The sequence below is a fragment of the Burkholderia sp. CpTa8-5 genome (assembly GCF_017815045.1).
GTDB lineage: Bacteria > Pseudomonadota > Gammaproteobacteria > Burkholderiales > Burkholderiaceae > Burkholderia > Burkholderia sola.
In genome coordinates this window covers 228,783-250,000 of sequence record NZ_JAGIQD010000002.1, presented here as the reverse complement: position 1 = coordinate 250,000, position 21,218 = coordinate 228,783, and the positions used below count along the sequence as shown (strand labels likewise).

The following is a 21,218-nucleotide window of genomic DNA, read 5'->3' as shown; positions in this document are numbered from 1 at the left end:
CGCGGCGGCGGGTTGCTCAGGCTTCGGCGGCCGCCGCGTCGCCGAGCCACTTGAACATCACGAAGCAGTCGACGAAGCCGAGCCGCGCGTGACGGTATGCGCGCGGCACCCGGCCGACGATCTCGAATCCCAGCTTCTGCCACAGCGCGACCGCGACCGCGTTCGTCGCGACCACCGAATTGAACTGCATCGCGAGGAAACCGCGCTCGCGCGCCATCTGCTGCGAGTGTTCGCACATCAGGCGCGCGACGCCGCGTCCGCGCGCGGCCTCGCTCACCATGTAGCCGCAGTTGCTCACGTGCTTGCCGGGCCCGGCCGCGTTCGCCTTCAGGAAATACGAGCCGAGCACCACGCCGTCCTCTTCGGCGATCCACGTGCAGAGCGGCGCGTCGAGCCACTGTGCGCGCGCCGCTTCCTGGGTCGGCTCGGGATCGAATGCATAGGTTTCCTGAGCAGCGACGATCGCGCGGTAAGTCGGCCAGAAGCGCGCGAAATCGTCGTCGGTCATCGGGCGAATCGTGATCATGCGGGGTCTCTCGTGAGGTGATGTCGGCAGGCCAGACGGGCGAACGAGCGATCGTACCGCGATTCATCGACGGTCGCCGTTATCGCCGCGCTGCGCTGCGATACGCGCGTCCCGTCGCACCATCCGTAGCGGCCATTTGGCCGAATCGTCACGCGCCATCCCGGATGAAAAAATGATCGTCGTCCGGGAAGCCCGCTCCACGCCCTCGAATCCCGAACGATGAAGACGCCGCATGCTCATCGGCCGCCCAGCCATTGCGATGTGAACCGCCCCGCTCCATTTACCTTTTTGTAGCTTATAAGTTACAATGCTCTCCAAGTTCGAACTTCTTCGCTATCAACGCGACGACGGTCGCGAGCCGTTCACCGAATGGCTGAACGCCGTCCGTGACAAGCCCGCGCAGGCGCGAATCCGCGAGCGGCTGCGCCGCGTGCAGACCGGCAACTTCGGCGATTGCGAGCCGGTCGGCGAAGGCGTGATCGAACTGCGCGTCCATGTCGGCACCGGCTATCGCGTGTACTTCGGCCGGCACGGCGGCGCCGTGGTGCTGCTGCTGTCCGGCGGCGACAAGGCGAGTCAATCCGACGACATCAGGCGCGCCAAGGAACACGGGTCGAACTGGAAACGGAGGCAAACATGAACAAGCTCAAAGGCGCGGTATCGCACCACGATGCGGAAGTCGCCGAACTCGGCGCCGACCGCGAGCTCGCGGTCGCCTATCTGCGCGTCGCGATGGAATCGCTCGACGATCCCGACAACCGCGCGGCCGGTCTGCTCGCGCTGCGCACGGTCGCGGAAGCATACGGCGGGCTCGGCGCCGTCGCGGCCGAAGCCGGCATCAGCCGCGAATCGCTGTATCGCACGCTGTCTCCGAACGGCAACCCGACGCTGAAAACCCTGCTCGCGGTACTCAAGACCGTCGGCCTGCGCCTGTCCGTCGTTCCCGCGCAGCCGTCGCACGCGTAAGGGCGCGCGTCACACCTGCCCCGTCACGGCTGAACCATCCACACCAGCAGCATCTGATCCGGCGCGGCCGTCATCCCCGCCGGCGGATGCGCGATCGTCGGCTCGACCGCCAACGCGTGTGCGATCGTCGCCGCATCGTCGATCGTCGTCGTGTGCACGATCGTCATCAGCCGCGCCGGCCGGCGCAGCGTTTCGCGATACAACGCGCCATACCACAGCGGCCGCATGCCGAGCGCATCCTGCAACACGTACGGATAACGCCACAGCCGCAGCACGAAGCGGCTTTCCGGGTGGGCGGGATCGACGCGGACGAACACGCGTCGCGTGCTCTCGCCGTGCGTATAGCGCGGCAGCACGGGCAGCGTATCGGCGGGCGCCTGCGGCAATAGCCAACGCAGCGCGGTGGCCGGCGACCACGGCGTCGCGCGCTGCCAGCCGGCCTGCGCGAGATGGCGGTCGAGCGTGTCCGACGTCGCGCTCCATTGCAGCGGCAGATATTCCTCGCGGTCGCCGCCGATCTCGGTGCGCCGCGCCGGCACGCGCTGCCACCCGCCGCGCAGCCACTGGTCGACGGTCATCGCGACCACGTCGCCGACATGCGGACGCGCCGCGCGATCGAGCTGCCACTGCGCGGGCACCGTCCATACGCCGGCCGTCGCGAGCACGACGACGACCGCGACGAGCGCGCCGCGCGGCTGCACGTGCTCGCGCACGCGCCAGTACGCATAGGCGCCGGCGAGCAATGCGAACCAGGCGAGCCCGAGGCTCCATCCGCCCAGCAAGCCCGACAACCAGGTATCGCCGACGTACAGCCGCGCGAAGCCGCCGAGCACGATCCACAGCACGACCGCCGTCACGACCGGAATGCGCCAGCGCGCGGGCCGGTCGCGCGCCAGCACCCAGCCAAGGCCGCTGCTCGCGAGGATCGCGAACGCGGCGTCGCCGTCCGGCAGCGGCACGTGCAGCGCGCCGGGCGGCAGGCTCGCAGGCGTCGCGCCGGGCGCGCCCGCGCCGAACACCGGCACGAGCACGACGGCGACGCCGACCGTCGCGAGCCACCATGCGGCCGTCAGCCAGCAGCGATGGATCATCAGCCAGACGAGAAACGCGGCCGCGACGATCAGCCCCGTGTCGTGTCCGTGCAGCACGGCGAGCGCGCTCATCGCGGCGTCGGCGGGCGGCGTGCGCAGGTGCTGCAGGAACGCGTACAGCGCGATGTCCGCGTGCATCAGCGGATCGTTCGCGACGACGTCCTGCACGATCCCCGCGAACAGCCACACGCAGCCGACGAACAACAGCGCGAGCACGGGCACCGCGCCCGGCAGCCCGCGCAGGTACGCGATCCCGTCGTGCAGCCGCGCGCCGAACCGCGGCCAGCGGCGCACGCATGCGTGCACGGCTTCGGCGAGCGCACGACACAACAACGGCCAGCCGCGCCGCAGCGCGACGCGCACGCCGATCCACACGAGCGCGACCAGCGCGGCCACGACCAGCAGGATCGCGGCGACTCGCACGCTGATCGCCGCGGCCAGCGCGGCCGACGCGCCGAACAGGATGCCGGGCGCGACGTGCACGGGCGCCCACACGAGCGCCGAGATCACGTTGACCGGATAGAACAACCGGCGCGGCAGCGTCGCGCAACCGACGACGACCGGTACGACCGCACGCACCGGCGCGAGAAAGCGCGCGAGCACGATGCTCTTCATGCCGTGACGCAGCACGAATTCCTCGCCGCGTGCGTACGCGTTCGCCGAGCCGAAGCGCGCCCACGCAGTGCGGATCATCCCGCGGTAACGTCGGCCGAGTTCGTAGCTGATCCCGTCGCCGATCACCGCGCCGACGGCCGCGACGCCGATCGTCGCCCATGCGTCGAGCGCACCCGCGCCGATCAGCGCGCCGGCCGCGAACATCACGGCGCCCGCCGGCACGACCGTGCCGATCAGCGCGATCGCCTCGGCGCACGCGGCCACGAACACGACCGCCAGCACGAGAAGCGGATGCGCGCCGATCGCGCCGATCCACGCATGGATCGTGTCGCTCATCGCACACTCCCGAACGGTGCGGCCCGATGCGCGAACAGCGGGCCGGGAGGGGCATTGGATACGTTCATCGCGACATGCGCACGCTCGCGCCGGCGTCGGAGGCTAGGGGGTGGGTCAATCGAACTCGTGTTGCCGCGCGTCGGCCTCGAGCGGTGCGTCGTGGTAGCCGACCGTCGCGATCTCGTGCAGGTAGCGCGCAAGAAACGCGCCGATCGAGCCGGCGGCCTCGTATTGATGCACGTGACGGAACTCGTGGGTCAGCAGCCGGCGGGTGTCCTGCCCGCGCAGCACGTACACCGCATGACCGAGCGTGAGGCCGATCGTCCCGGGCGACAGCAGCCCCGTGTCGCGGGCGATCGCGGCAAGCGTCGGCGTGTCCGGAAACGGCATGCGCTCGACCGTCATCACGCGAATCCGCTCCGGCTGCGCGACGCCCACCGTGCGCGCGTCGTCGGCCTGCCCGAGGGTCAGCGGCGCGCCCTGCGCGAGCCCGCGCGCCGCCTCCGCTTCGGCCCAGGCAACGGCGGCAGGCAGGGCGGACGGCAGGATATCGGCCAGCTCGATCATTGCAGGACTCCTCGGTTCGCGCAGATGGCATCGGGCACCAGTTTAGTCCCGAATCGGAGCGGTTCGCGGGGCGAGCCGTCGATGCCGCGCCGGCCCGCGTCCGGTGCAACGATCATCCGGGAATACCCTGATTCGCGTACGCTGCGCACGATACGCTTGCCGGTAAATTATTTCGTCGCAGTGCGCATTCCGCGATCAACCCCCTTGAAAATTTCTCGAACGAGTACCGTTTTCGGGTTCGGGGGCATATATTGGTCAGAAGAACGGCCGCGGCGACAACCGGACAGCCACGACGGCAACGCGCGGCGTCATCCCGAAGAGGACCGCTGGAAGATGATCAGGGTAATTCTGGCTGACGATCACGCAGTCATGCGGGACGGACTGCGTCACATTCTGGAGATGGCCGGCGGTTTCGAGATCGTCGGCGAGGCGAGCGACGGCTCGGGCACGCTCGCGCTGGCCGAACGCATGGCCGCCGACGTGCTGCTGCTCGACCTGTCGATGCCCGCGCCGACCGGCATCGAGCTGATCCGGCTGGTCAAGCGCCAGGCGCCGTCGCTGCGCACGCTGGTGTTGACGATGCACGCGGAAGCGCAGTACGCGGCGCGCGCGTTCAAGGCCGGCGCCACCGGCTACCTGACGAAGGACAGTGCGACCGCCGAACTCGTCGAGGCCGTCGGCAAGGTGGCGGCGGGCGGCGTCTACGTGAGCCCGTCCGCGGCGGAAAGCCTCGCGCACACGCTGCGCGCACCGGCTCAGGCGCTGCCGCACGAGCGACTGTCCGCGCGCGAGTTCGACGTGATGCGCCGCATCGTCGCCGGTCAGACCGTCACGCGGATCGCGTCCGAACTCGCACTAAGCGCGAAGACGGTCAGCACGTACAAGACGCGGATCCTCGAGAAGATGGGGCTGCCGCACGAAGCCGCACTGGTCCGCTACACGGTGCGCCACGATCTCGACCTCGGGGCCGACGACGCATGATGGCCGCCTTCCGCTTCCCGCCCGCACCGCCGTCGGACAACGACGATCCGGACACGTCGCGCCTGTTCATGTCGTCGCTGCCGCCGGGCCGGCGCGAAAGGCGGCTCGCGCTCGCGACGGTACTCGTGTCGGCCGTGATCTTCGCCGCGCTCGCGCCGTTCGCGGCGATGCCGCTCGCGCCCGGCTGGGCGTTCATTCCCGTTTACCAGTCGGCGATCGTCGTCAACGACATGGTGACGGCCGGCCTGCTGCTCGGTCAGTACGCGATCCTGCGCGAGAAGCCGCTGCTCGTGCTGGCGGGCGGCTACCTGTTCACGGCGTTCATGGCCGGCACGCACATGCTGACCTTCCCCGGGCTGTTCGCGCGGACCGGCCTGCTCGGCGCCGGCGAACAGACCACCGCATGGCTGTACCTGTTCTGGCATGGCGGCTTTCCGCTGTCGGTCGCCGCGTACGCGCTGCTGCGCGCGACGTCGCGCGGGCATCCGGCCCCGAGCCCGGCCCCGCAGCGCCGCGCGGCGATTCCGGTCGGCCTCTGCATCGCCGCCGCGATCGGCGCGACGGTCGCGCTCGCGCTGCTCGCGACCGCCGGCCACGACCTGCTGCCGCGCATCATGAGCGGCAACCGGATGACCGCGACGATGACGAAAGCGATCACGGTCGTCTGGGGGTTGAATCTCGTCGCGCTGATGCTGATGTGGCGGCAGCGGCGCCGCCATTCGGTGCTCGACCTGTGGGTGATGACGGTGCTCGTCGCGTGGCTGTTCGACATCGCGCTGTCGTCGATGCTGAACCACGGGCGCTTCGATCTCGGCTTCTACGCCGGGCGCGCGTACGGCCTCGTCGCGTCGGGCGTCGTGCTGTTCGCGATGCTGTTCGAGAACGGCCGGCTGCACGCGCAGACGGTGCGCGCGCTGGCCGGCGCACGCTTCCAGCATCTGCTCGTCGTGCAGAAAAGCGCGCAGCTGAACGACGCGAACGAACGGCTCGAACAACGCGTCGCCGCGCGCACCGCGCAGCTGAGCGCGTCGAACCGCGACCTGCGACGCGAAGTCGAGGAGCGCGTGCGCGCGGAGCGGGCGTTGCAGGCGTCGCGCGAGGAGCTGCGCGAGATCGCCGCGATCAGCGCCAGCGCGCGCGAAGCCGAGCAGCGCCGCATCGCGCGCGAACTGCACGATGAACTCGCGCAGTCGCTCGCGGCGCTGAAGAACGATCTCGAATGGCTGATCGACCGCGTGCCGCAGGACGACGCATCGCTCGCACGCAAGATCGCGGCGATGCATGCGCTCGCGCGCGGCGCGGTGGCCGCGACGCGCCGCATCGCGTCGGACCTGCGCCCGCTGATGCTGGACGATCTCGGCTTCGCGGCGGCGATGCAATGGCTCGTGGAGGATTTCCGGCACCGTCACGGGATCGCCTGTTCGCTGCACGTCGAGCCGCCCGAACTGCAACTCGACGAACCGTATGCGACGGCCGTGTTCCGCATCGCGCAGGAAGCGCTCGCGAACGTCGCCCGGCACGCGGCCGCGTCGCACGCGGACGTCGAGCTCGTGTGCGGCAGCGAAGCGATCGCGCTGACGATACGCGACGACGGCGCGGGCTTCGATCCCGCGGTGCCGCGCAAGTCGGCTTCGTTCGGGCTGGTGGGGTTGCGCGAGCGTGCGTATCTGGTCGGCGGCACGCTGCGGATCGCGACAACGCTCGGCGAAGGCACGACGGTGGAGGTCGAGATTCCGCGGGTGCCGGCGCCCGTGGCGCTCGCGCATGGCGGGCACGGGGTTTCGCGGGGCTAGACGGGCGGCGGGAGACGCCGGACAACGATGGCCTGGTCGACCGCCTTCGTCGAGCGCGCCGCTTTCAGCATGCGCTCGAGTACTTGCCGTCGAACCGGCATGCGTCGTCCTGTTTCAGGATCATCGAAAACCGGCCGACGCTGCGATAGCGCCGCACGCCATCACGCCCGCGCCGCGACCATCCCCCGCTCCGAGCGCGTCCACGCGACCAGCGCACCGACGCCGAGCAACGCGAGGCACACGATCGGCACGATCATCGGCCCGAACGCGGTGCCCGTCACCTTGCCCGCGAACGGCATCAGGTTCTGGCTGAAGAAGCCGCCGAGGTTGCCGATCGAGTTGATCGCGGCGACGCTCGCGGCCGCCCGCGCGCCGGTGAAGTAACGCGGCGGCATCGACCAGAAGCACGGATACAGCAGCGGGATGCACGCGCCGCCCAGCACGAGCGCGATGAAGCGCAGCGGCGTCGACGGCAGCACGAGGCTCAGCAGGAAGCCGAGCGCGCCGAGCGCCGCGACGATCGCGATCGTGCGGAGGATGCTCTTCGCGCGACGCAGCTTCGCCGGCAGCCACACCAGCAGCACCACCGCGAGCGCCCACGGCAGCATGCTCAGGAAGCCATTCGTGGTGCTCGACACGCCGAACGATTTCACGAGCGTCGGCAGCCAGTACGTGACGCCGTACAGCGACGTCGACATCAGCATGTAGGTCGCCGCGAACAGCATCACGCGCGGATCGAGCAGCGCCTTCCACGGCTGACCGTGCTCGGCCTGCGCCGGCTTCTCGCGCTCCAGCGCGGCCGCGACGATCTGCTTCTCGCGCGCGTCGAGGAACGGCGCTTCTCGGAACGACGCGGGCAGCACGCGAAACACGACGATCGCGACGACCACGGCCGGAATGCCCGTCGCGACGAACACCCACTGCCAGCCCGCGAGCCCCCACACGCCGTTCAGGCTCAGCAGCACGCCGCCGACCAGCGAGCCGAGCATGTTCGCGAGCGCGCTGCCGAGCGTGAAGATGCCGAGCACCTTCGCGCGGTAGCTCTGCGGAAACCACAGCGTCAGGTAATAGATCACGCCCGGATAGAAGCCGGCCTCGGCGATGCCGAGCAGGAAGCGCAGCGAGCAGAACGCGGGCATCGACGTCGTGAAGCCCATCAGCACCGTGATGAGCCCCCACGTCAGCATGATCCGCGCGAGCCACACGCGCGCGCCGTAACGATGCAGCGCAAGGGTGCTCGGCACCTCGAACAGCAGGTAGCCGATGAAGAACAGCGACGACGCGAGCCCGAACGCGGCTTCCGTCATCCCGAGGCTGTGCACCATCTGCAGTTTCGCGAAACCGACGTTCTGCCGGTCGATGAACGCGATCAGGAACATCACGACGAGGATGGGCAGCAGGCGCCGCGCCATCTTCGACATGATGCGCTGTTCTTCGGCGGACGCGGGGTCCAGGGTGTCGGTAGCGTTCACTTCAGGCTCCTTGGGTGAATCGGTTGCATATCGGTTGCTTGTCGGTTGAATCGGCGCCGCGCTTGATGAACGCGCGGGCGTCACGTGGTTCGATAAACGGACTCGGATCGCGGCCCGCGTGGCTCAACCCGACCGGTAGTCGTCGAGCATCGGCGCGAACATCTCGTGCCACGCGCGCGGCTTCGCCTTGATCGTGCCGGCGAGGTACAGGAATTCGACGTAGTCCATCAGCTGGTTCGGCAACACCGAGAAGCGCGTGTCGGGCGCGGCGAGCATCCGCATCACGTCGTCGTGCGACACGCCGACGCCCGACGACGACGCATAGAGCGCGGCCGCCGCGCGCGGGTCCTGCGCGATCATTCGATTCGCCTCGTCGAGCGCGCCCAGAAACGCGGCGGCGAGCGCCGGCTCCGCATCGACGAGCCGCTTCGGCGCGAACACGACGTCGAGCGTCAGCGGGCCGAGCACGTCGACCGAATTCACCACGCGATGGATGCCCGGCTGCCGCAATTCGAGCGTCGAGAACGGCGGCGACGTGAAGTGCGCGGTCACGCCGTTCTCGCGGCGGATCAGCGCCTGCATCGCCTGCGGATGCGGCAGGTTCACGGTGATCGAATCGAGTTGCGCGAAATGCGTCGGGCCGAGTTGCCGGCTCGCGACCATCTGCAGCACGACCGCCGACAGCGACGTGCGGATGCCCGGCACCGCGATCCGGTCGGACGGCGTGAAGTCGCGCAGCGACACGAGGCCCGCGCGGTTCGCGTTCAGCGACAGCGACGTGGTCGACAGCCCGCTGACGCCGATCACCTCGACGTTCGGAATGCCGCGCGCCCGCGCCCACAGCTCGATGAAACCCGGCGCGCCGGCGGCCGCGAAATCGAGCGTGCCGGCCATCATCGCGTCGTTGACGGAATTGCCGCCGTCGAGCAGCACCCATTCGACCGCGACGTCGCGCACGCCGCGGCGCGCCGCATGCCGCTCGAACAGCCGCTGCTTCTCCATCACGAGCAGCGGCAGGTACAGCACGCCATAGCCTTTCGAGATCCGCACGGTGCGCGGCTTCGCGCGCACCCGCGCCGGCGCCCCGAGCACGCCCAGCACGCCGAGGCCGGCTGCGATCAACGCGCGGCGGCGCGGCGACGTCGTCATGCGCGCGCCGCCGTGCAGCGGACGGCCTGCGGCCACGCGCAGGCCGGCGTGGCGCCGCGGCGCGCGTTCGTCGTGCCCGTGACATGCTGCATGTTGCCGTCTCCATGAATATTTCTGGTATTAATGCCGTCCTTGCATCCTGCTTCCGGCTCGACACAGGTTATCGGCCGAGTCTGAGAAAATGCTGACATCCCGGCCCCGGGAAAACCCCTAACCCACCTACCTTCAAACGGCACCATGCGCATTCTCGTCGTGGAGGACGATGCCGAAATCGGCGCGGCGATCCGCAGCCGTCTGGCCCGGCTCGGCCACGCCGTCGATCTCGAAACCGACGGCGCGACCGCGAACGGGCTGCTGCGCGTCGAGCGCTTCGATCTCGTCGTGCTCGATGCGAACCTGCCCGGCATGGACGGCTTCACGGTACTGCGCAACCTGCGCGCGACGGGCAGCACGACGCCCGTGCTGCTCGTCACCGCGCGCTCGGCGATCGACGACCGCGTGAGCGGCCTCGGCCTCGGCGCCGACGACTACCTCGTGAAGCCGTTCGACTACCGCGAACTCGACGCACGCGTGCAGGCGCTCCTGCGCCGCAACAGCGGCCATGCGAACGACGTGCTGACGCTCGGCGGCCTCGTGATCGACCGCAGCAGCCGTCTCGCGGAACTCGACGGCCAGCCGCTGTCGCTGTCGCGCCAGGAATTCGCGCTGCTCGAAATCCTCGCGAGTCGCCCGCAACGCATCTTCTCGAAGGAAGAACTGCTGAACCAGTTGTTCAGCTTCGGCAACGAGCCGACCGCGAACGCGGTCGAGCAATACGTGACGCGCGTGCGCAAGAAGCTGCAGGGCAGCTCGGTCGAGATCCGCACCGCACGCGGGATGGGGTATCAGATTGCCGCGCATTGACTGGTTCCCGAAGACGCTGTTCGGGCGCACGCTGCTGTTCATCGCGCTCGTCGTCGCGACCGGCGCGCTCGCGCTCGCGGCGATCGCGCGCTACTACGCGGGCGTCGCGGCCGAACGCGCGTACGACCAATTGCTCGCCGGCGCATCGATCCAGGTCGCCGAAAACCTCTACGTGCAAGGCGGCGTGCTCGCGCTGAATCCGCCGGTGGCCGCGCTGTCGACGCTGTCGCGCTACGACCTCGTCTACTACAAGGTGGTCGATTCGCGCGGCGTGGTCGTGGCTGGGTACCACGATCTCGCGAGCCCCGCGACGCTCGCCGCCGCGAAGCAGGGCCCCGCGTTCGCGAACGCCGTCTACCAGGGGCATCGGGTGCGCACCGCGACGATCGCGCGCTTCATGCCAGAGGAAAGCACGCCGGGCTGGGCGCTCGTGACGGTTGCGCAGACAACCAACGCGCGCCAGCAGCTGACGAACGACATGAGCATCAAGGTATGGACGCTGATCCTGCTGATGAGCGTCCTCGCGATCGGCGCGAGCGGCCTCGCGATCCGGCGTGGCCTGCGCCCGCTCGCGCAGATCGGCACGATCATCGCCGCGCGCGACCCGGCCGACCTGCGGCCGGTGGCCGTCGATACGCCGAGCGAGATCGACGCGATCATCGGGTCGATCAATGGCCTGATGCACCGCCTTGCCGAGCGGATCAACGCGATGCAGCGCTTCATCGCCGACGCCGCGCACCAGATGCGCACGCCGCTCGCGCGGCTCGATGCGCAGATCGAGCTGCTCGACGGCGAATCGGATCCCGCGCGTCATGCGGCGCGGCTCGATGCGTTGCGTGCGACTTCTTCGGACGTCGGCCGGCTCACCGGCCAGTTGCTCAATCATGCGATGGTGATTCATCGCACCGAGGCCGTGCCACTGCAACCGGTCGAACTCGTCACGCTCGCGAAAGAGGTCCTGGGCCGCACGATTCCGCTCGCCGGCGAACGCGACGTGGCCGTTGCGTTCGCGAGCGACGCGCCGCACGCATGGATCGACGGCGATGCGATCAGTCTTCAGGAAGCGCTGTCGAACGTGCTGCACAACGCGCTGCTGCACGGCCACGCGGACGACATCGTCGTGTCGGTCGCGACCGCCGGCAATGCAGAGGGCACGGTGACGCTGACCGTCACCGACAACGGGCGCGGGATACCGCGCGAGCACTGGGACGCGGCGTTGCAGCCCTTCGTGCGAATCGCGCCGGACGGCAGCGAGCGGCGTACCGGGTCCGGCCTCGGGCTCGCGATCGTGCAGGAAGTGATGAAGGCGCACGGCGGGCGCGTGGGGTTTGCGTTTCCCGATGCGGGCGGGTTCGCGGTGGTGCTGACGTTTCCGCGCGCGGCGGCGACGCACGCCGCAAGCGTCGCTTAGGCAACCGCAGATCCGGCACACGCACGTTCGATCGAACGCCGCCGCGCGACACGCGTTCAGTCGTCGCTGCCGCGATCGTCGTCGGCGTTGCGCTGCGCGTGTCGCGCAACCAATTGATCCAGCTCGTCATACTGGCGCTCGCAGAACAACCGGCACAACGCATCGACATCGACGCGCTTTCTCACGTCGATCGTGTCGACGTGCTGCTCCAGCTTGCCCTTGCCGATGCCGAAGAGCCCCTTCTTCATCCGCATGGACACCGCATTCAACTGGAAGCCGTCCGAATGCGCATCCGTCAACGCGGTCACCCACAGCTCGCGCTGATCGTCGGCATGCTGCAGCACGAGCGCCGGCAGCGGGCCGTCCTGCGTCTCGTTCCATTCGACGTGCTGAGCAGCCCAAGGGAACGCATCGAACGCATGAACGAACGACGCGTAGTCGGTCGCGCCCTGCTGATCGAGCTGGTTGAAATCGTAGCCGACTTTCTGGATGGAATAGGTCAACATGGCGCGGTGCTCTCCGTGGTATCGATCGCGACAGAACGCCAATCTACTCCACATTTCGCGGCGCCTGGCAGCGCCTGCTTGCGCCGCCTACGCCGCCACCGCCTCCCCACCGAGATACGCATCGCGCACGCGCTCATCGTCGAGCAGCGTTTTCGCGGGCCCTTCGAGCACGACGCGCCCCGTCTGCAGCACGTACCCGTAATGCGCGATCTCCAGCGCGAGGCTCGCGTTCTGCTCGACCATGAACACCGTCACGCCTTGCTTGTTGATCGCGTCGATCAGCTCCAGCACCTTGTCGACGTACAGCGGCGACAACCCCATCGTCGGCTCGTCCATGCAGATCAGTTTCGGCCGCGCCATCAGCGCACGCGCCATCGCGAGCATCTGCTGCTCGCCGCCCGACAGCGTGCCCGCGCGCTGAGCGAGCCGTTCGCGCACCCGCGGAAACAAATCGAGCACACGCGCGTAGTCGTCGGCCACCGCCGCACGATCGCCGCGCGTGTACGCGCCCATCAGCAGGTTCTCGCGCACGCTCATGTCGCCGAACAGCCGCCGCGCCTCGGGCACGGCCGCGATCCCGCGCCGCACGCGCTGCGGCGTCGCGAGCGCGGTCACATCGTCGCCGTCGAAACGCACGACGCCGCGACGCGGACGCATCAGCCCGAGAATCAGCTTCATCGTCGTCGACTTGCCGCTCGCGTTGCCGCCGAGCAGGCTGACGATCTGCCCGCGGCCGACTTCGAAATTCACGTCGAAATGCACCTGCACGGGCCCGTAGAACGTGTCGAGGTGTTCGAGTTTCAGCAGCGCGTCGGTCATGGTCGTATCGGGTCCGGAAGATTGCAAGCTCATGCGGCCGCCTGCGCGGCGCGCTCGGCCGGCGTGCCGCCCGCATGGCGGCGGCCGAGATAAGCCTCGATCACGCGCGGATCGTGCCGCACGTCGCGCGGCGCACCTTCGGCGATCTTCACGCCGTTGTCGAGCACCATCACGCGGTCGGACACGCGCATCACGAGCTCGAGCTTGTGCTCGATCAGCAGGATCGTCAGCCCGCGCGCCTTCAGCGACTGGATCAGTTGCAGCATCTCGGCCGTCTCCGTCTCGTTCATCCCGGCCGTCGGCTCGTCGAGCAGCAGCAGGCGCGGATGCAGCGCAAGCGCGCGGCCGATCTCCACACGCCGCCGGTTCGCATACGACAGGCTGTGCGCCGGATGATCGATGCGCGGCGTGAGCCGTTCGCCGAAGCCGGCGACGATCGCGCGCGCTTCTTCGCGCAACGCGGTCTCTTCGCGGCGTACCGACGCGGGCCGCACGAGCGCGCGCCACACCTCGGCGGCCGCGCCGAGCGCCGGCCAGCCGGGCCGCGCCGCGCGCAGCCGCGCATGCGCGCCGATCAGCACGTTGTCGAGCACGCTCAGGTTGCCGAACACGCGGCCGTGCTGGAACGTGCGCGCGATGCCGAGCGCCGCGAGCCGTTCGGGCGCGGTGCCGGTGATGTCGCGGCCGTCGAACGTCACGCGGCCGGCATCGGGCCGGTCGGCGCCCGTGATCAGGTTGAACAGCGTCGACTTGCCCGCGCCGTTCGGGCCGATCACGCTCAGCAGTTCGCCGTCGGCGAGCGTCAGGCTCGCGCCGTCGAGCGCGGTCACGCCGTCGAAGCGGCGCGTCAGGCCCTGCACGTCGAGCAGGGATCGGGTGGTCGTCATCGCATTCCTCCTCACACCGTGCCGAGCAGGCCCTGCGGCCGGAACCGGACGAGCAGCAGCAGCACGAGGCCGTAGATCAGCATCCGGTAGTCAGCCGCCCAGCGGAACAGCTCGGGCAGCCCGATCAGCGCGATCGCGCCGACGATGCCGCCGAGCACGTTGCCGAGCCCGCCCAGGATCACCATCGTCAGCGCGAGGATCGACACCTGCGAATCGAAGGTCTGGTGATTGATGTAGCTGTACAGATGCGCGGCGATGCCGCCGCTCACGCCCGCCGCGACGCCGCCGACCGCGAACGCGATCGCCTTGTAGCGGTTCGGCGCGATGCCGTGCGCACGCGCGGCGACATCGTCCTCGCGCACCGCGCGTAGCGTGCGGCCCAGATGCGAACGCAGCAGCCGCACCTGTACGAGCGCGAACACGACGAGCACCGCGAACGTGAACCAGTACGCGGCGCGCGCGGTCGTCGCCCACGGCAGCGGCTCGATGCCGGTGATGCCGAGCGGGCCGCGCGTCAGGCTGTCCCAGTTCAGGATCACGAGGCTCACCACTTCGCCGATCCCGAGCGTCGCGATCGACACGTAGTGCCCGCGCAAGCGGAACGCCGGATAGACGAGCAGCGTGCCGAACACGGCGGTGATCGCGCCCGCGCACGGAATCGTCACGGCCGGCGACCAGCCGAGATCCGACGACAGCAGCGCCGACGCATACGCGCCGATCACGAGCAGCGCGGCGTGGCCGAGCGAGATCTGCCCGACCGTACCCGCGACGAGCGTGAGACTCAGCGCGAGCAGCCCGTACAGCCACGCGTTGGTCAGCGTCTGCAGCACGTAAGGCGATGCCCCGAGCCACGGCAGCACGGCCGCCGCCGCGATCAGCGCGACGAGCACCGGGCGCGGCACGCGCACGGCTTTCGCGGCGGCGAGGAAGGTGCCAGTCATCGGCTCCGGCGGCAGCGCACGGTTCGCACTGAACAAGCCGTTCGGCCGCCACACGAGGAAGACGATCAGCAGTCCGAACGCGAACAGGTCTCGATAGCTGGTGCCGAACAGCGCGACGCCGTAGCTTTCGACGAGACCGAGCAGCAGGCTGCCCGCGATCGCACCCGGCACGTTGCCGAGCCCGCCGATCAGCAGCGCGACGACGCCCTTCAGCGTCGCCTGGAAGCCCATCGCCGGATCGATGCTGTTGTAGTACATGCCGACCAGCAGCCCGCTCACGCCACCGAGCGCGCACGCGATCGCGAACACGGTCTGGTTCACGCGATCGACGTCGACGCCCATCTGCAACGCGGCGTCGCGATCCTGCGCGGTCGCGCGCACGGCCCAGCCGAGCCGCGTGAAGCGCAGGAAGCCGTACAGCAGCGCGGCCGCCGCGATGCCGATGCCCGCGATCAGCAGGTCGAGCGAGCCGAGCGTCGCGCCGGCGATCCGCACGTGCCAGTCGGGCAGCGGCGTCGGCACCGCGCGCGGGTCCGCGCCGAACGCGAGCTGCGCGAGCTGATCGAGGATGAAGCTGATGCCGATCGTCGCGAGCAGCGGCGCGATGCGCGCGGCGTGGCGCAGCGGCCGCAACCCGATTCGCTCGATCGCGATGCCGAGCGCGCCGCACCCGACCACGACCGCCGCGAGCGCAACCGGCAGCGGCAGCCCGAAGCGCGTCAGGCACAGCCAGCCGATGAACGCGCCGACCATGTACACCGAGCCGTGCGCGAAGTTGATCAGGTGCGACACGCCGAAGATCAGCGCGAGCCCGACCGCGAGCAGCGCGTAGATGTTGCCGACGATGAGGCCATTGAGCGTGTAGTCGAGCCAGGAAGCCATCAGGATGCGTCCGTCATGTGCGTGCGGTTCGGGTTCAGCGCGCCGCGAGCTGCGGCTTCGCGCCGTCCCACAGCGCCCACTGCCCCTGCTTCACGACCAGATACACGGTGCGCGCGCCGGCGACGCGGCGCGTCTGCGGATCGAAGCGCACCTTGCCGAAGATCACGCTCGGCACGTCGCTGATCTTCGCGAAGCCGTCGTGCGCGGCCTGGCGCGTCGTGCCGTAGCGGCGCAGCACTTCCGCCGACAGGATCAGCGCGTCGTACGCGCGCGCGACGAACGAATCGGGATCGGCGTGGAATTTCGCGCGATAGCGCTGCACGAACGCCTGCACCTCGGGGCGCGGTTCGGCCGGGAAGAAGTTCGATTCCGTATAGACGCCTTCGACGGCCGTACCGCCCAGTTCGAGGAACTTCGGCGAATACACGGAGCCCACCGCCGCGATCGGCAGCGCGACGCCCGACGTGCGCGCCTGGCGCACGATCTGCGCGCCGTCCGCGTAGTACGAGATCAGCACGATCGAATCCGGCTTCGATTCGCCGATGCGCACGAGCGTCGAGCGGAAATCCTTCTCCGCCGGCTGGTAGCCTTCGGCCGCGACGACCTGCGCGCCGAACCCCGTCACCGCCTTCGCGAAGATGTCCTTGCTGGTGCGGCCCCAGTCCGTGTTCAGGTACAGCACCGCGATCCGCTTGAAGCCGAGTTCCCTCACCGCATAGCGCGCGAGCAGCGGCTGTTCCTCCGCCTGGCTCAGCGCGGTGCTCCACAGATAGTCGCCGCCCTTCGTGAAATCCGGATGCGAATTCGTGAAGCCGAACTGGATCAGTTGCCCGCGCTGGTAGATCGGCGACGCGGCCATCGACGTCGCGCTCGAGAAGTCGCCGAGCTCGATCGCGATGCGCGGATCGGCGACGAACTTCTGCGCGATCGCCACCGCCTGGCGCGGGTCGCTGCGACTGTCCTGGAAGTCGATCGCGAGCGGCCGGCCGTGAATGCCGCCGCTGCCGTTGATCTCGTCGAGCGCGAGATCGAAGCCGCGCTTCCACTGCTCGCCGTATTGCGCGTCCTGGCCCGTGAGCGGCCCGCTCGCGCCGATCACCACCGGCTCGCCCGACACGCCGGCCGCGAGCGCACCGCCTGTCGACAAGCCCCATGCGGCGGCGAGCGCCGCCACCGTGCCCAGCACGCGCCACCATGCGCCGCGCGCGTCGTTCCCCGAAACGTTCATGCGTCCCCCTGCTTCAGTCAATCGAAAAGAGTGAGGGCATGTAACCATCGGGTTCAGGACGATCCAACGAAGTTTTGCGCATATCGATATCGCACGCGGCGCGAAGCGGATAACGCTCATGATCGATCCAGGCTACCCGCTGCCTCGATCGACATGCCGGCATGCGTCGCATCGCGTTGATTCGATTGGCCTTTCGTTTTTGTCACCCCGCGCAACCGGCGCGCATGCGCGCATGGCCGGCCGCCGCGACGATCGCGCGCTTCGCAGTTTTCCCGCTGTCGATAGCAAAAATCATTATATGAATCGCGCATGCTTGCACTCCTACAATGCGCAAATCGCATCATCGGAACGCGTCATGGAGTTGCATCAACTCGAAGCCTTTTCCGCGGTCATGTCGGCCGGCAGCGTCACCGGCGCGGGCGAACTGCTCGGCCGCTCGCAGCCGGCCGTCACGCGGCAGATCCAGGAACTCGAAGCCGATCTCGGCTACGCGCTGTTCGACCGGCACGGCCCGCGCGTCACGCCGACGCGGCGCGCGTTCCTGCTGTACGAGGAAGTCGAACGCTCGCTGGTCGGCCTGCGCGCGATCGAGGCGCGGGCCCGCGCGCTCGGCGACGACACCGCCGAACCCGTGCGCATCGCGGCCACGCCGTCGCTCGCGGCCACGCTCGTGCCGACCGCGCTCGCCGCGCTGCCCGACGATACGCATGCGCCGCACTACCAGTTGCGCAGCGAATCGGCCGAGCATGTGGTGCACGAGGTGCTGGCCGGCACGGCCGATGTCGGCGTCGTCACGCTGCCGATGGCGCATGCCGGGCTCGACGTGCACTGGATCGCGCAGACGCCGTGCGTCGCCGTGCTGCCGGCCGGCGATCCGCTCGCGGCGAAACCTTGCATTGCGTTGCGCGACCTCGCGCGGCGCCGCATCGTGACGGTCGCGAACCGGCATCGGCTGCGCCAGCGGATCGACGCGGCGTTCGCGGCCGCGCGTGTCGAGGCGCGCGTGTTCATCGAAACCAATGCGTCGCTGAATGCGGTGATGGCCGCGCGCGCGGGCCTCGGGATCGGCATCGTCGATCCGGCAACCGGCGTCGCGCTGCCGGTGGACGGGGTCGTCGCACGCCCGCTCGACGTCGACATCCCGTTCGCGTTCGGCGTCGCGACGCCGGCCGGCAAGGCGCGCACGGCGGCCGTCGATGCGCTGCTCGACGCGCTGCGCCGCACGACGCGCACGCTGCTCGACGATGTGATTTTTCACGACGCCGCCGCGCACGATGCGCTGCTGCGCGGCGACCGGCTGCGCACCGAACGCACGGCGCGCCCGCCTCGCCCGACACGAACCCGCCGCGCGCGCTCGGAGGCCGCATGACGACGCCGCTCGACGCACTCGAAGCACGGCTCGCGCAGGACCTGCGCTGGCTCGACCTGCCCGCGCCGTCGTGGGTGCCGCCACGTGACGTGGACGGCGCGCGCGTGCTCGACGTCGCGATCGTCGGCGGGGGGATGGCCGGGCTCGCGGCATCCGCCGAACTGCGCCTGCTCGGCATCGACAACCAGTGCGTGATCGATCGCGCGCCGGCCGGCTACGAAGGCCCGTGGGTCACGTTCGCGCGGATGGAAACGCTGCGTTCGCCGAAGCAGCTTGCGGGCCCCGCGCTCGGCCTGCCCGCGCTGACGTTCCGCGCGTGGTTCGAAGCGCAATACGGCCGCGACGCGTGGGATGCGCTGTACAAGATCCCGCGCGCGCAATGGATGGACTATCTGCGCTGGTATCGGCGCGTGCTCGACCTGCAGGTGCGCAACGACACGACGCTCGTCGCGCTGCGCCCGCGCGAGGACGGGCTGCTCGCGCTCGACGTGCGCGGCAACGGCGAAGCGCAGACGCTGCTCGCGCGGCACGTCGTGCTCGCGACCGGCCGCGACGGCCTCGGCGGCCCGTACGTGCCGCCCGTCGCGCAACGCGCGCCGCGCACGCGCTGGGCCCACTCGTCGGAGCCGATCGATTTCGCCGCGCTCGCGGGCAAGCGCGTCGGCGTGGTCGGCGCGGGCGCGTCCGCGTTCGACAACGCGGGCACCGCGCTCGAAGCGGGCGCCGCACGCGTCGACCTGTTCTTCCGCCGCGCGGACATTCCACGCATCAACAAGCTGACCGGCATCGGCAGCCCGGGCCTCGTGCACGGCTACGCCGATCTCGACGACGCGACGAAATGGCGCTTCATGCACTACGCGCTGACGTCGCAGACGCCGCCGCCGCGCGACAGCGTGCTGCGCGTGTCGCGTCACGATCATGCGCATTTCCATGCGGGCAGCCCGATCGAGACGCTCGCCGACCACGCGGACGGCCTCGACGTGACGACGCCGCGCGGCCGCTACACGGTCGACTTCCTGATCTTCGCGACGGGCTTTCATTCGGACTGGACGACGCGCGACGAATTCGCGTCGTTCGGCGCGCACGTGCGGCGCTGGAAGGATCGCTATCGGCCGGAACCGGCGCGATGGCTCGACGAGCTCGCCGAGTCGCCCGATCTCGGCCCAGCGTTCGCGTTCCAGGAGCGCGAGCGCGGTGCGTGCCCGGCCGTCACGCGCATCCATTGCTTCAATCATGCGGCGAGCCTGAGCCACGGCAAGCTGTCCGGCGACATTCCGGCCATCAGCGCAGGCGCGCAGCGGCTCGCGCGCGGCATTGCGAGCCGGCTGTTCGATGCCGATCGCGACCGCCACTACGACGCGCTCGTCGCGTACGCGAATGCCGAACTGCAAGGCGACGAATGGCGCGACGCCGACGCCATCGGTCACTTTGACGACGAAGGAAAACCGAAACGATGACTGACTCTCTCACGCCGGCCGCCGCGCCGGATACGATCGATGCGGCAGCCGGCCTGCGCGAAGGCGACGCCGTCGCCGCGCTGCGCCGCGCACGCGGCAAGGTGCTGTTGCATACGCAACTGAGCGAAGCCGCGCTGTTCGATCCCCCCCTGCCCGATCTTTCGCCGGTCGAGCGGCTGCATGCGGCACGCTATGTCGCGCGACAGTCGAACGCACACGCGCTGACCGACATCTATCGCACGCGACTGCTCGACGCAGGCGGCACGCTCGACGATATCGAACGAGCCGATGCCGATGCGTTCGACGCGCTGCCTCGCCGCCTCGGCGCGATCCTGTTGCACGCGAAGCGCCTGACGCACGCGCCGGTCGACGCACGCGCGGCCGATCTCGCCGCGTTGAAATCGGCCGGACTCACGACATCCGCGATCGTCGCGTTGTCGCAGCTCATCGCGTTCGTCGCGTATCAGTTGCGCGTGGCCGCCGCCGCGCGGGCACTTCAAGCGCGCGCCGCCAAGGAGGCCGCATGACGACTACGGCCCACGGCTTCACGTTCGACACGCTCGGCTGGCGCGCATGGCTCGACACGGTATCGCTCGACGCGGCGAGACCCGATCAGCTCGCGGTGCTCGAAGCGAGCCACCCGCAAGCGAAAACATCCGACTATTACCTGCTGCTCGTCCATCTGCCCGAGATCCTGCTGCAGCGCTCGGGCGTGTTCAACGCGATCATGTACGGCCCCGGCGGGCTGTCGCGCGCCGAGCGCGAACTGGCGAGCACGGCGGTGTCGCGCGTGAACGGTTGCGTGTACTGCGCGTCGGTGCATGCGCAGCGCTTCACGCAGCTCGCGAAACGCACCGATGCGATCGAGCAGGTGTTCGACGATCCGGCGACGGCCGGCACGACGGCGCGCGAACGCGCGATCGTCCGCTATGCGATTGCATTGACCGAACGGCCCGACGCGATCGACGACAGCGATATCGCCGCGCTCGAAGCCGAAGGGCTCACGCATGAGGAGATTCTCGACCTGTCGCACGCGATCGCGATCTTCGCGTGGGCGAACCGGCTGATGCTGACGCTTGGCGAGCCGGTGTTTCCGGAATCGGCGGCGGGCGCCTGACCGCACGCAGGAACGTGGCGCGGCCGTGCCGCGTCACGCCTTGTGCGTCGACAACAAAATGCTCGTCTCGGTGTTGGCGATTCCCGTTCGGTAACCGCGCGCGATGGCGCAGAAACCGGATCAGCGGAAAAGCGTCGCGAAGGAGTGTCGCATGCCTGAATGAAGCCGGCTTCAACGTCGTGCCATGGGTGGCGCGACGTCG

20 protein-coding genes are annotated in these 21,218 nt (G+C 69.4%); 10 read left to right on the top strand and 10 right to left on the bottom strand.

Going from position 1 to position 21,218, the window contains the following annotated elements:
* Positions 1-16 precede the first annotated feature (16 nt).
* Positions 17-526 carry a GNAT family N-acetyltransferase gene (locus J8I35_RS04545; RefSeq protein WP_050014396.1) on the bottom strand — a complete coding sequence of 170 codons (510 nt, stop codon included), beginning with the start codon at positions 524-526 and terminating at the stop codon, positions 17-19.
* Between the two features lie 307 nt (positions 527-833).
* Between J8I35_RS04545 and J8I35_RS04540 the strand changes: the two genes are divergently transcribed.
* Together J8I35_RS04540 and J8I35_RS04535 are read left to right on the top strand one after the other, a co-directional pair.
* Positions 834-1,166 (top strand): type II toxin-antitoxin system RelE/ParE family toxin, encoded by a 333-nt coding sequence (locus J8I35_RS04540; RefSeq protein WP_124554435.1) that lies wholly within the window; start codon positions 834-836, stop codon positions 1,164-1,166.
* Entirely contained in the window at positions 1,163-1,492 is a 330-nt protein-coding gene (locus tag J8I35_RS04535; protein WP_006479699.1) for a transcriptional regulator, read from the top strand. Before J8I35_RS04540 ends, J8I35_RS04535 begins: the two co-directional genes overlap by 4 nt.
* Positions 1,493-1,515: 23 nt before the next feature.
* Here the strand turns inward: J8I35_RS04535 and J8I35_RS04530 are convergent, their stop codons facing one another.
* Positions 1,516-3,534, bottom strand: coding sequence for an LssY C-terminal domain-containing protein (locus J8I35_RS04530; RefSeq protein WP_209924614.1), 2,019 nt, complete (start codon positions 3,532-3,534; stop codon positions 1,516-1,518).
* 114 nt (positions 3,535-3,648) lie between these two features.
* Entirely contained in the window at positions 3,649-4,101 is a 453-nt protein-coding gene (locus J8I35_RS04525) for a hypothetical protein (protein ID WP_124630851.1), read from the bottom strand.
* A 333-nt stretch (positions 4,102-4,434) separates the two neighbouring features.
* Between J8I35_RS04525 and J8I35_RS04520 the strand changes: the two genes are divergently transcribed.
* Both J8I35_RS04520 and J8I35_RS04515 read left to right on the top strand, forming a co-directional pair.
* A complete protein-coding gene (locus J8I35_RS04520; RefSeq protein ID WP_050014388.1) occupies positions 4,435-5,082 on the top strand; it encodes a response regulator transcription factor in 648 nt (215 codons plus the stop codon).
* Entirely contained in the window at positions 5,079-6,875 is a 1,797-nt protein-coding gene (locus J8I35_RS04515) for a sensor histidine kinase (RefSeq protein ID WP_209924613.1), read from the top strand. The genes J8I35_RS04520 and J8I35_RS04515 overlap by 4 nt, the downstream gene beginning before the upstream one ends.
* Before the next feature lie 161 nt (positions 6,876-7,036).
* On the opposite strand, the gene J8I35_RS04510 is transcribed toward J8I35_RS04515, so the two are convergent.
* Positions 7,037-8,347, bottom strand: a complete 1,311-nt coding sequence (locus tag J8I35_RS04510) for an MFS transporter (RefSeq protein ID WP_050014384.1) — start codon at positions 8,345-8,347, stop codon at positions 7,037-7,039.
* A gap of 123 nt (positions 8,348-8,470) precedes the next feature.
* Entirely contained in the window at positions 8,471-9,496 is a 1,026-nt protein-coding gene (locus J8I35_RS04505; RefSeq protein ID WP_124630853.1) for an ABC transporter substrate-binding protein, read from the bottom strand.
* Between the two features lie 237 nt (positions 9,497-9,733).
* Here J8I35_RS04505 and J8I35_RS04500 point away from each other — a divergent pair, with 237 nt between their 5' ends.
* Both J8I35_RS04500 and J8I35_RS04495 read left to right on the top strand, forming a co-directional pair.
* Entirely contained in the window at positions 9,734-10,399 is a 666-nt protein-coding gene (locus tag J8I35_RS04500) for a response regulator transcription factor (RefSeq protein ID WP_050014383.1), read from the top strand.
* On the top strand, positions 10,386-11,810 hold the full coding sequence (locus J8I35_RS04495) for a sensor histidine kinase (RefSeq protein WP_209924612.1): 1,425 nt from the start codon (positions 10,386-10,388) through the stop codon (positions 11,808-11,810). The genes J8I35_RS04500 and J8I35_RS04495 overlap by 14 nt, the downstream gene beginning before the upstream one ends.
* A gap of 56 nt (positions 11,811-11,866) precedes the next feature.
* Here the strand turns inward: J8I35_RS04495 and J8I35_RS04490 are convergent, their stop codons facing one another.
* The 5 genes from J8I35_RS04490 to J8I35_RS04470 form a co-directional block, all read right to left on the bottom strand.
* A complete protein-coding gene (locus J8I35_RS04490) occupies positions 11,867-12,316 on the bottom strand; it encodes a hypothetical protein (protein WP_209924611.1) in 450 nt (149 codons plus the stop codon).
* Positions 12,317-12,403: 87 nt separating this feature from the next.
* Entirely contained in the window at positions 12,404-13,168 is a 765-nt protein-coding gene (locus J8I35_RS04485) for an ABC transporter ATP-binding protein (RefSeq protein ID WP_050014377.1), read from the bottom strand.
* Positions 13,165-14,022 (bottom strand): ABC transporter ATP-binding protein, encoded by an 858-nt coding sequence (locus J8I35_RS04480; protein WP_209924610.1) that lies wholly within the window; start codon positions 14,020-14,022, stop codon positions 13,165-13,167. Before J8I35_RS04480 ends, J8I35_RS04485 begins: the two co-directional genes overlap by 4 nt.
* 11 nt (positions 14,023-14,033) lie before the next feature.
* Positions 14,034-15,845: an ABC transporter permease gene (locus J8I35_RS04475; RefSeq protein WP_209924609.1), complete on the bottom strand. Its 1,812-nt coding sequence runs from the start codon at positions 15,843-15,845 to the stop codon at positions 14,034-14,036.
* Positions 15,846-15,879: 34 nt separating this feature from the next.
* Complete coding sequence (locus J8I35_RS04470) at positions 15,880-17,073, bottom strand: ABC transporter substrate-binding protein (RefSeq protein ID WP_050014373.1); 1,194 nt, start codon at positions 17,071-17,073, stop codon at positions 15,880-15,882.
* A gap of 355 nt (positions 17,074-17,428) precedes the next feature.
* Between J8I35_RS04470 and J8I35_RS04465 the strand changes: the two genes are divergently transcribed.
* Genes J8I35_RS04465 through J8I35_RS04450 form a run of 4 tightly spaced genes read left to right on the top strand, consistent with a single transcriptional unit; the run spans position 17,429 to position 21,016 of the window.
* Positions 17,429-18,442, top strand: a complete 1,014-nt coding sequence (locus tag J8I35_RS04465) for a LysR family transcriptional regulator (protein WP_209924608.1) — start codon at positions 17,429-17,431, stop codon at positions 18,440-18,442.
* Positions 18,439-19,899: an NAD(P)/FAD-dependent oxidoreductase gene (locus J8I35_RS04460; RefSeq protein ID WP_209924607.1), complete on the top strand. Its 1,461-nt coding sequence runs from the start codon at positions 18,439-18,441 to the stop codon at positions 19,897-19,899. Before J8I35_RS04465 ends, J8I35_RS04460 begins: the two co-directional genes overlap by 4 nt.
* Complete coding sequence (locus J8I35_RS04455; RefSeq protein ID WP_209924606.1) at positions 19,896-20,426, top strand: hypothetical protein; 531 nt, start codon at positions 19,896-19,898, stop codon at positions 20,424-20,426. The genes J8I35_RS04460 and J8I35_RS04455 overlap by 4 nt, the downstream gene beginning before the upstream one ends.
* Positions 20,423-21,016: a peroxidase-related enzyme gene (locus J8I35_RS04450; RefSeq protein ID WP_209924605.1), complete on the top strand. Its 594-nt coding sequence runs from the start codon at positions 20,423-20,425 to the stop codon at positions 21,014-21,016. The genes J8I35_RS04455 and J8I35_RS04450 overlap by 4 nt, the downstream gene beginning before the upstream one ends.
* The last annotated feature ends 202 nt before the right edge of the window (positions 21,017-21,218 follow it).

What these genes read in the sequence shown, in the direction of transcription:
- J8I35_RS04470 (WP_050014373.1), bottom strand. Translation starts at nt 17,073, where the DNA reads ATGAACGTTTCGGGGAACGACGCGCGCGGCGCATGGTGGCGCGTGCTG.
- J8I35_RS04485 (WP_050014377.1), bottom strand. Translation starts at nt 13,168, where the DNA reads ATGAGCTTGCAATCTTCCGGACCCGATACGACCATGACCGACGCGCTG.
- J8I35_RS04480 (WP_209924610.1), bottom strand. Translation starts at nt 14,022, where the DNA reads ATGACGACCACCCGATCCCTGCTCGACGTGCAGGGCCTGACGCGCCGC.
- J8I35_RS04490 (WP_209924611.1), bottom strand. Translation starts at nt 12,316, where the DNA reads ATGTTGACCTATTCCATCCAGAAAGTCGGCTACGATTTCAACCAGCTC.
- J8I35_RS04545 (WP_050014396.1), bottom strand. Translation starts at nt 526, where the DNA reads ATGATCACGATTCGCCCGATGACCGACGACGATTTCGCGCGCTTCTGG.
- J8I35_RS04450 (WP_209924605.1), top strand. Translation starts at nt 20,423, where the DNA reads ATGACGACTACGGCCCACGGCTTCACGTTCGACACGCTCGGCTGGCGC.
- J8I35_RS04525 (WP_124630851.1), bottom strand. Translation starts at nt 4,101, where the DNA reads ATGATCGAGCTGGCCGATATCCTGCCGTCCGCCCTGCCTGCCGCCGTT.
- J8I35_RS04520 (WP_050014388.1), top strand. Translation starts at nt 4,435, where the DNA reads ATGATCAGGGTAATTCTGGCTGACGATCACGCAGTCATGCGGGACGGA.
- J8I35_RS04460 (WP_209924607.1), top strand. Translation starts at nt 18,439, where the DNA reads ATGACGACGCCGCTCGACGCACTCGAAGCACGGCTCGCGCAGGACCTG.
- J8I35_RS04515 (WP_209924613.1), top strand. Translation starts at nt 5,079, where the DNA reads ATGATGGCCGCCTTCCGCTTCCCGCCCGCACCGCCGTCGGACAACGAC.
- J8I35_RS04505 (WP_124630853.1), bottom strand. Translation starts at nt 9,496, where the DNA reads ATGACGACGTCGCCGCGCCGCCGCGCGTTGATCGCAGCCGGCCTCGGC.
- J8I35_RS04500 (WP_050014383.1), top strand. Translation starts at nt 9,734, where the DNA reads ATGCGCATTCTCGTCGTGGAGGACGATGCCGAAATCGGCGCGGCGATC.
- J8I35_RS04465 (WP_209924608.1), top strand. Translation starts at nt 17,429, where the DNA reads ATGGAGTTGCATCAACTCGAAGCCTTTTCCGCGGTCATGTCGGCCGGC.
- J8I35_RS04455 (WP_209924606.1), top strand. Translation starts at nt 19,896, where the DNA reads ATGACTGACTCTCTCACGCCGGCCGCCGCGCCGGATACGATCGATGCG.
- J8I35_RS04530 (WP_209924614.1), bottom strand. Translation starts at nt 3,534, where the DNA reads ATGAGCGACACGATCCATGCGTGGATCGGCGCGATCGGCGCGCATCCG.
- J8I35_RS04540 (WP_124554435.1), top strand. Translation starts at nt 834, where the DNA reads ATGCTCTCCAAGTTCGAACTTCTTCGCTATCAACGCGACGACGGTCGC.
- J8I35_RS04475 (WP_209924609.1), bottom strand. Translation starts at nt 15,845, where the DNA reads ATGGCTTCCTGGCTCGACTACACGCTCAATGGCCTCATCGTCGGCAAC.
- J8I35_RS04535 (WP_006479699.1), top strand. Translation starts at nt 1,163, where the DNA reads ATGAACAAGCTCAAAGGCGCGGTATCGCACCACGATGCGGAAGTCGCC.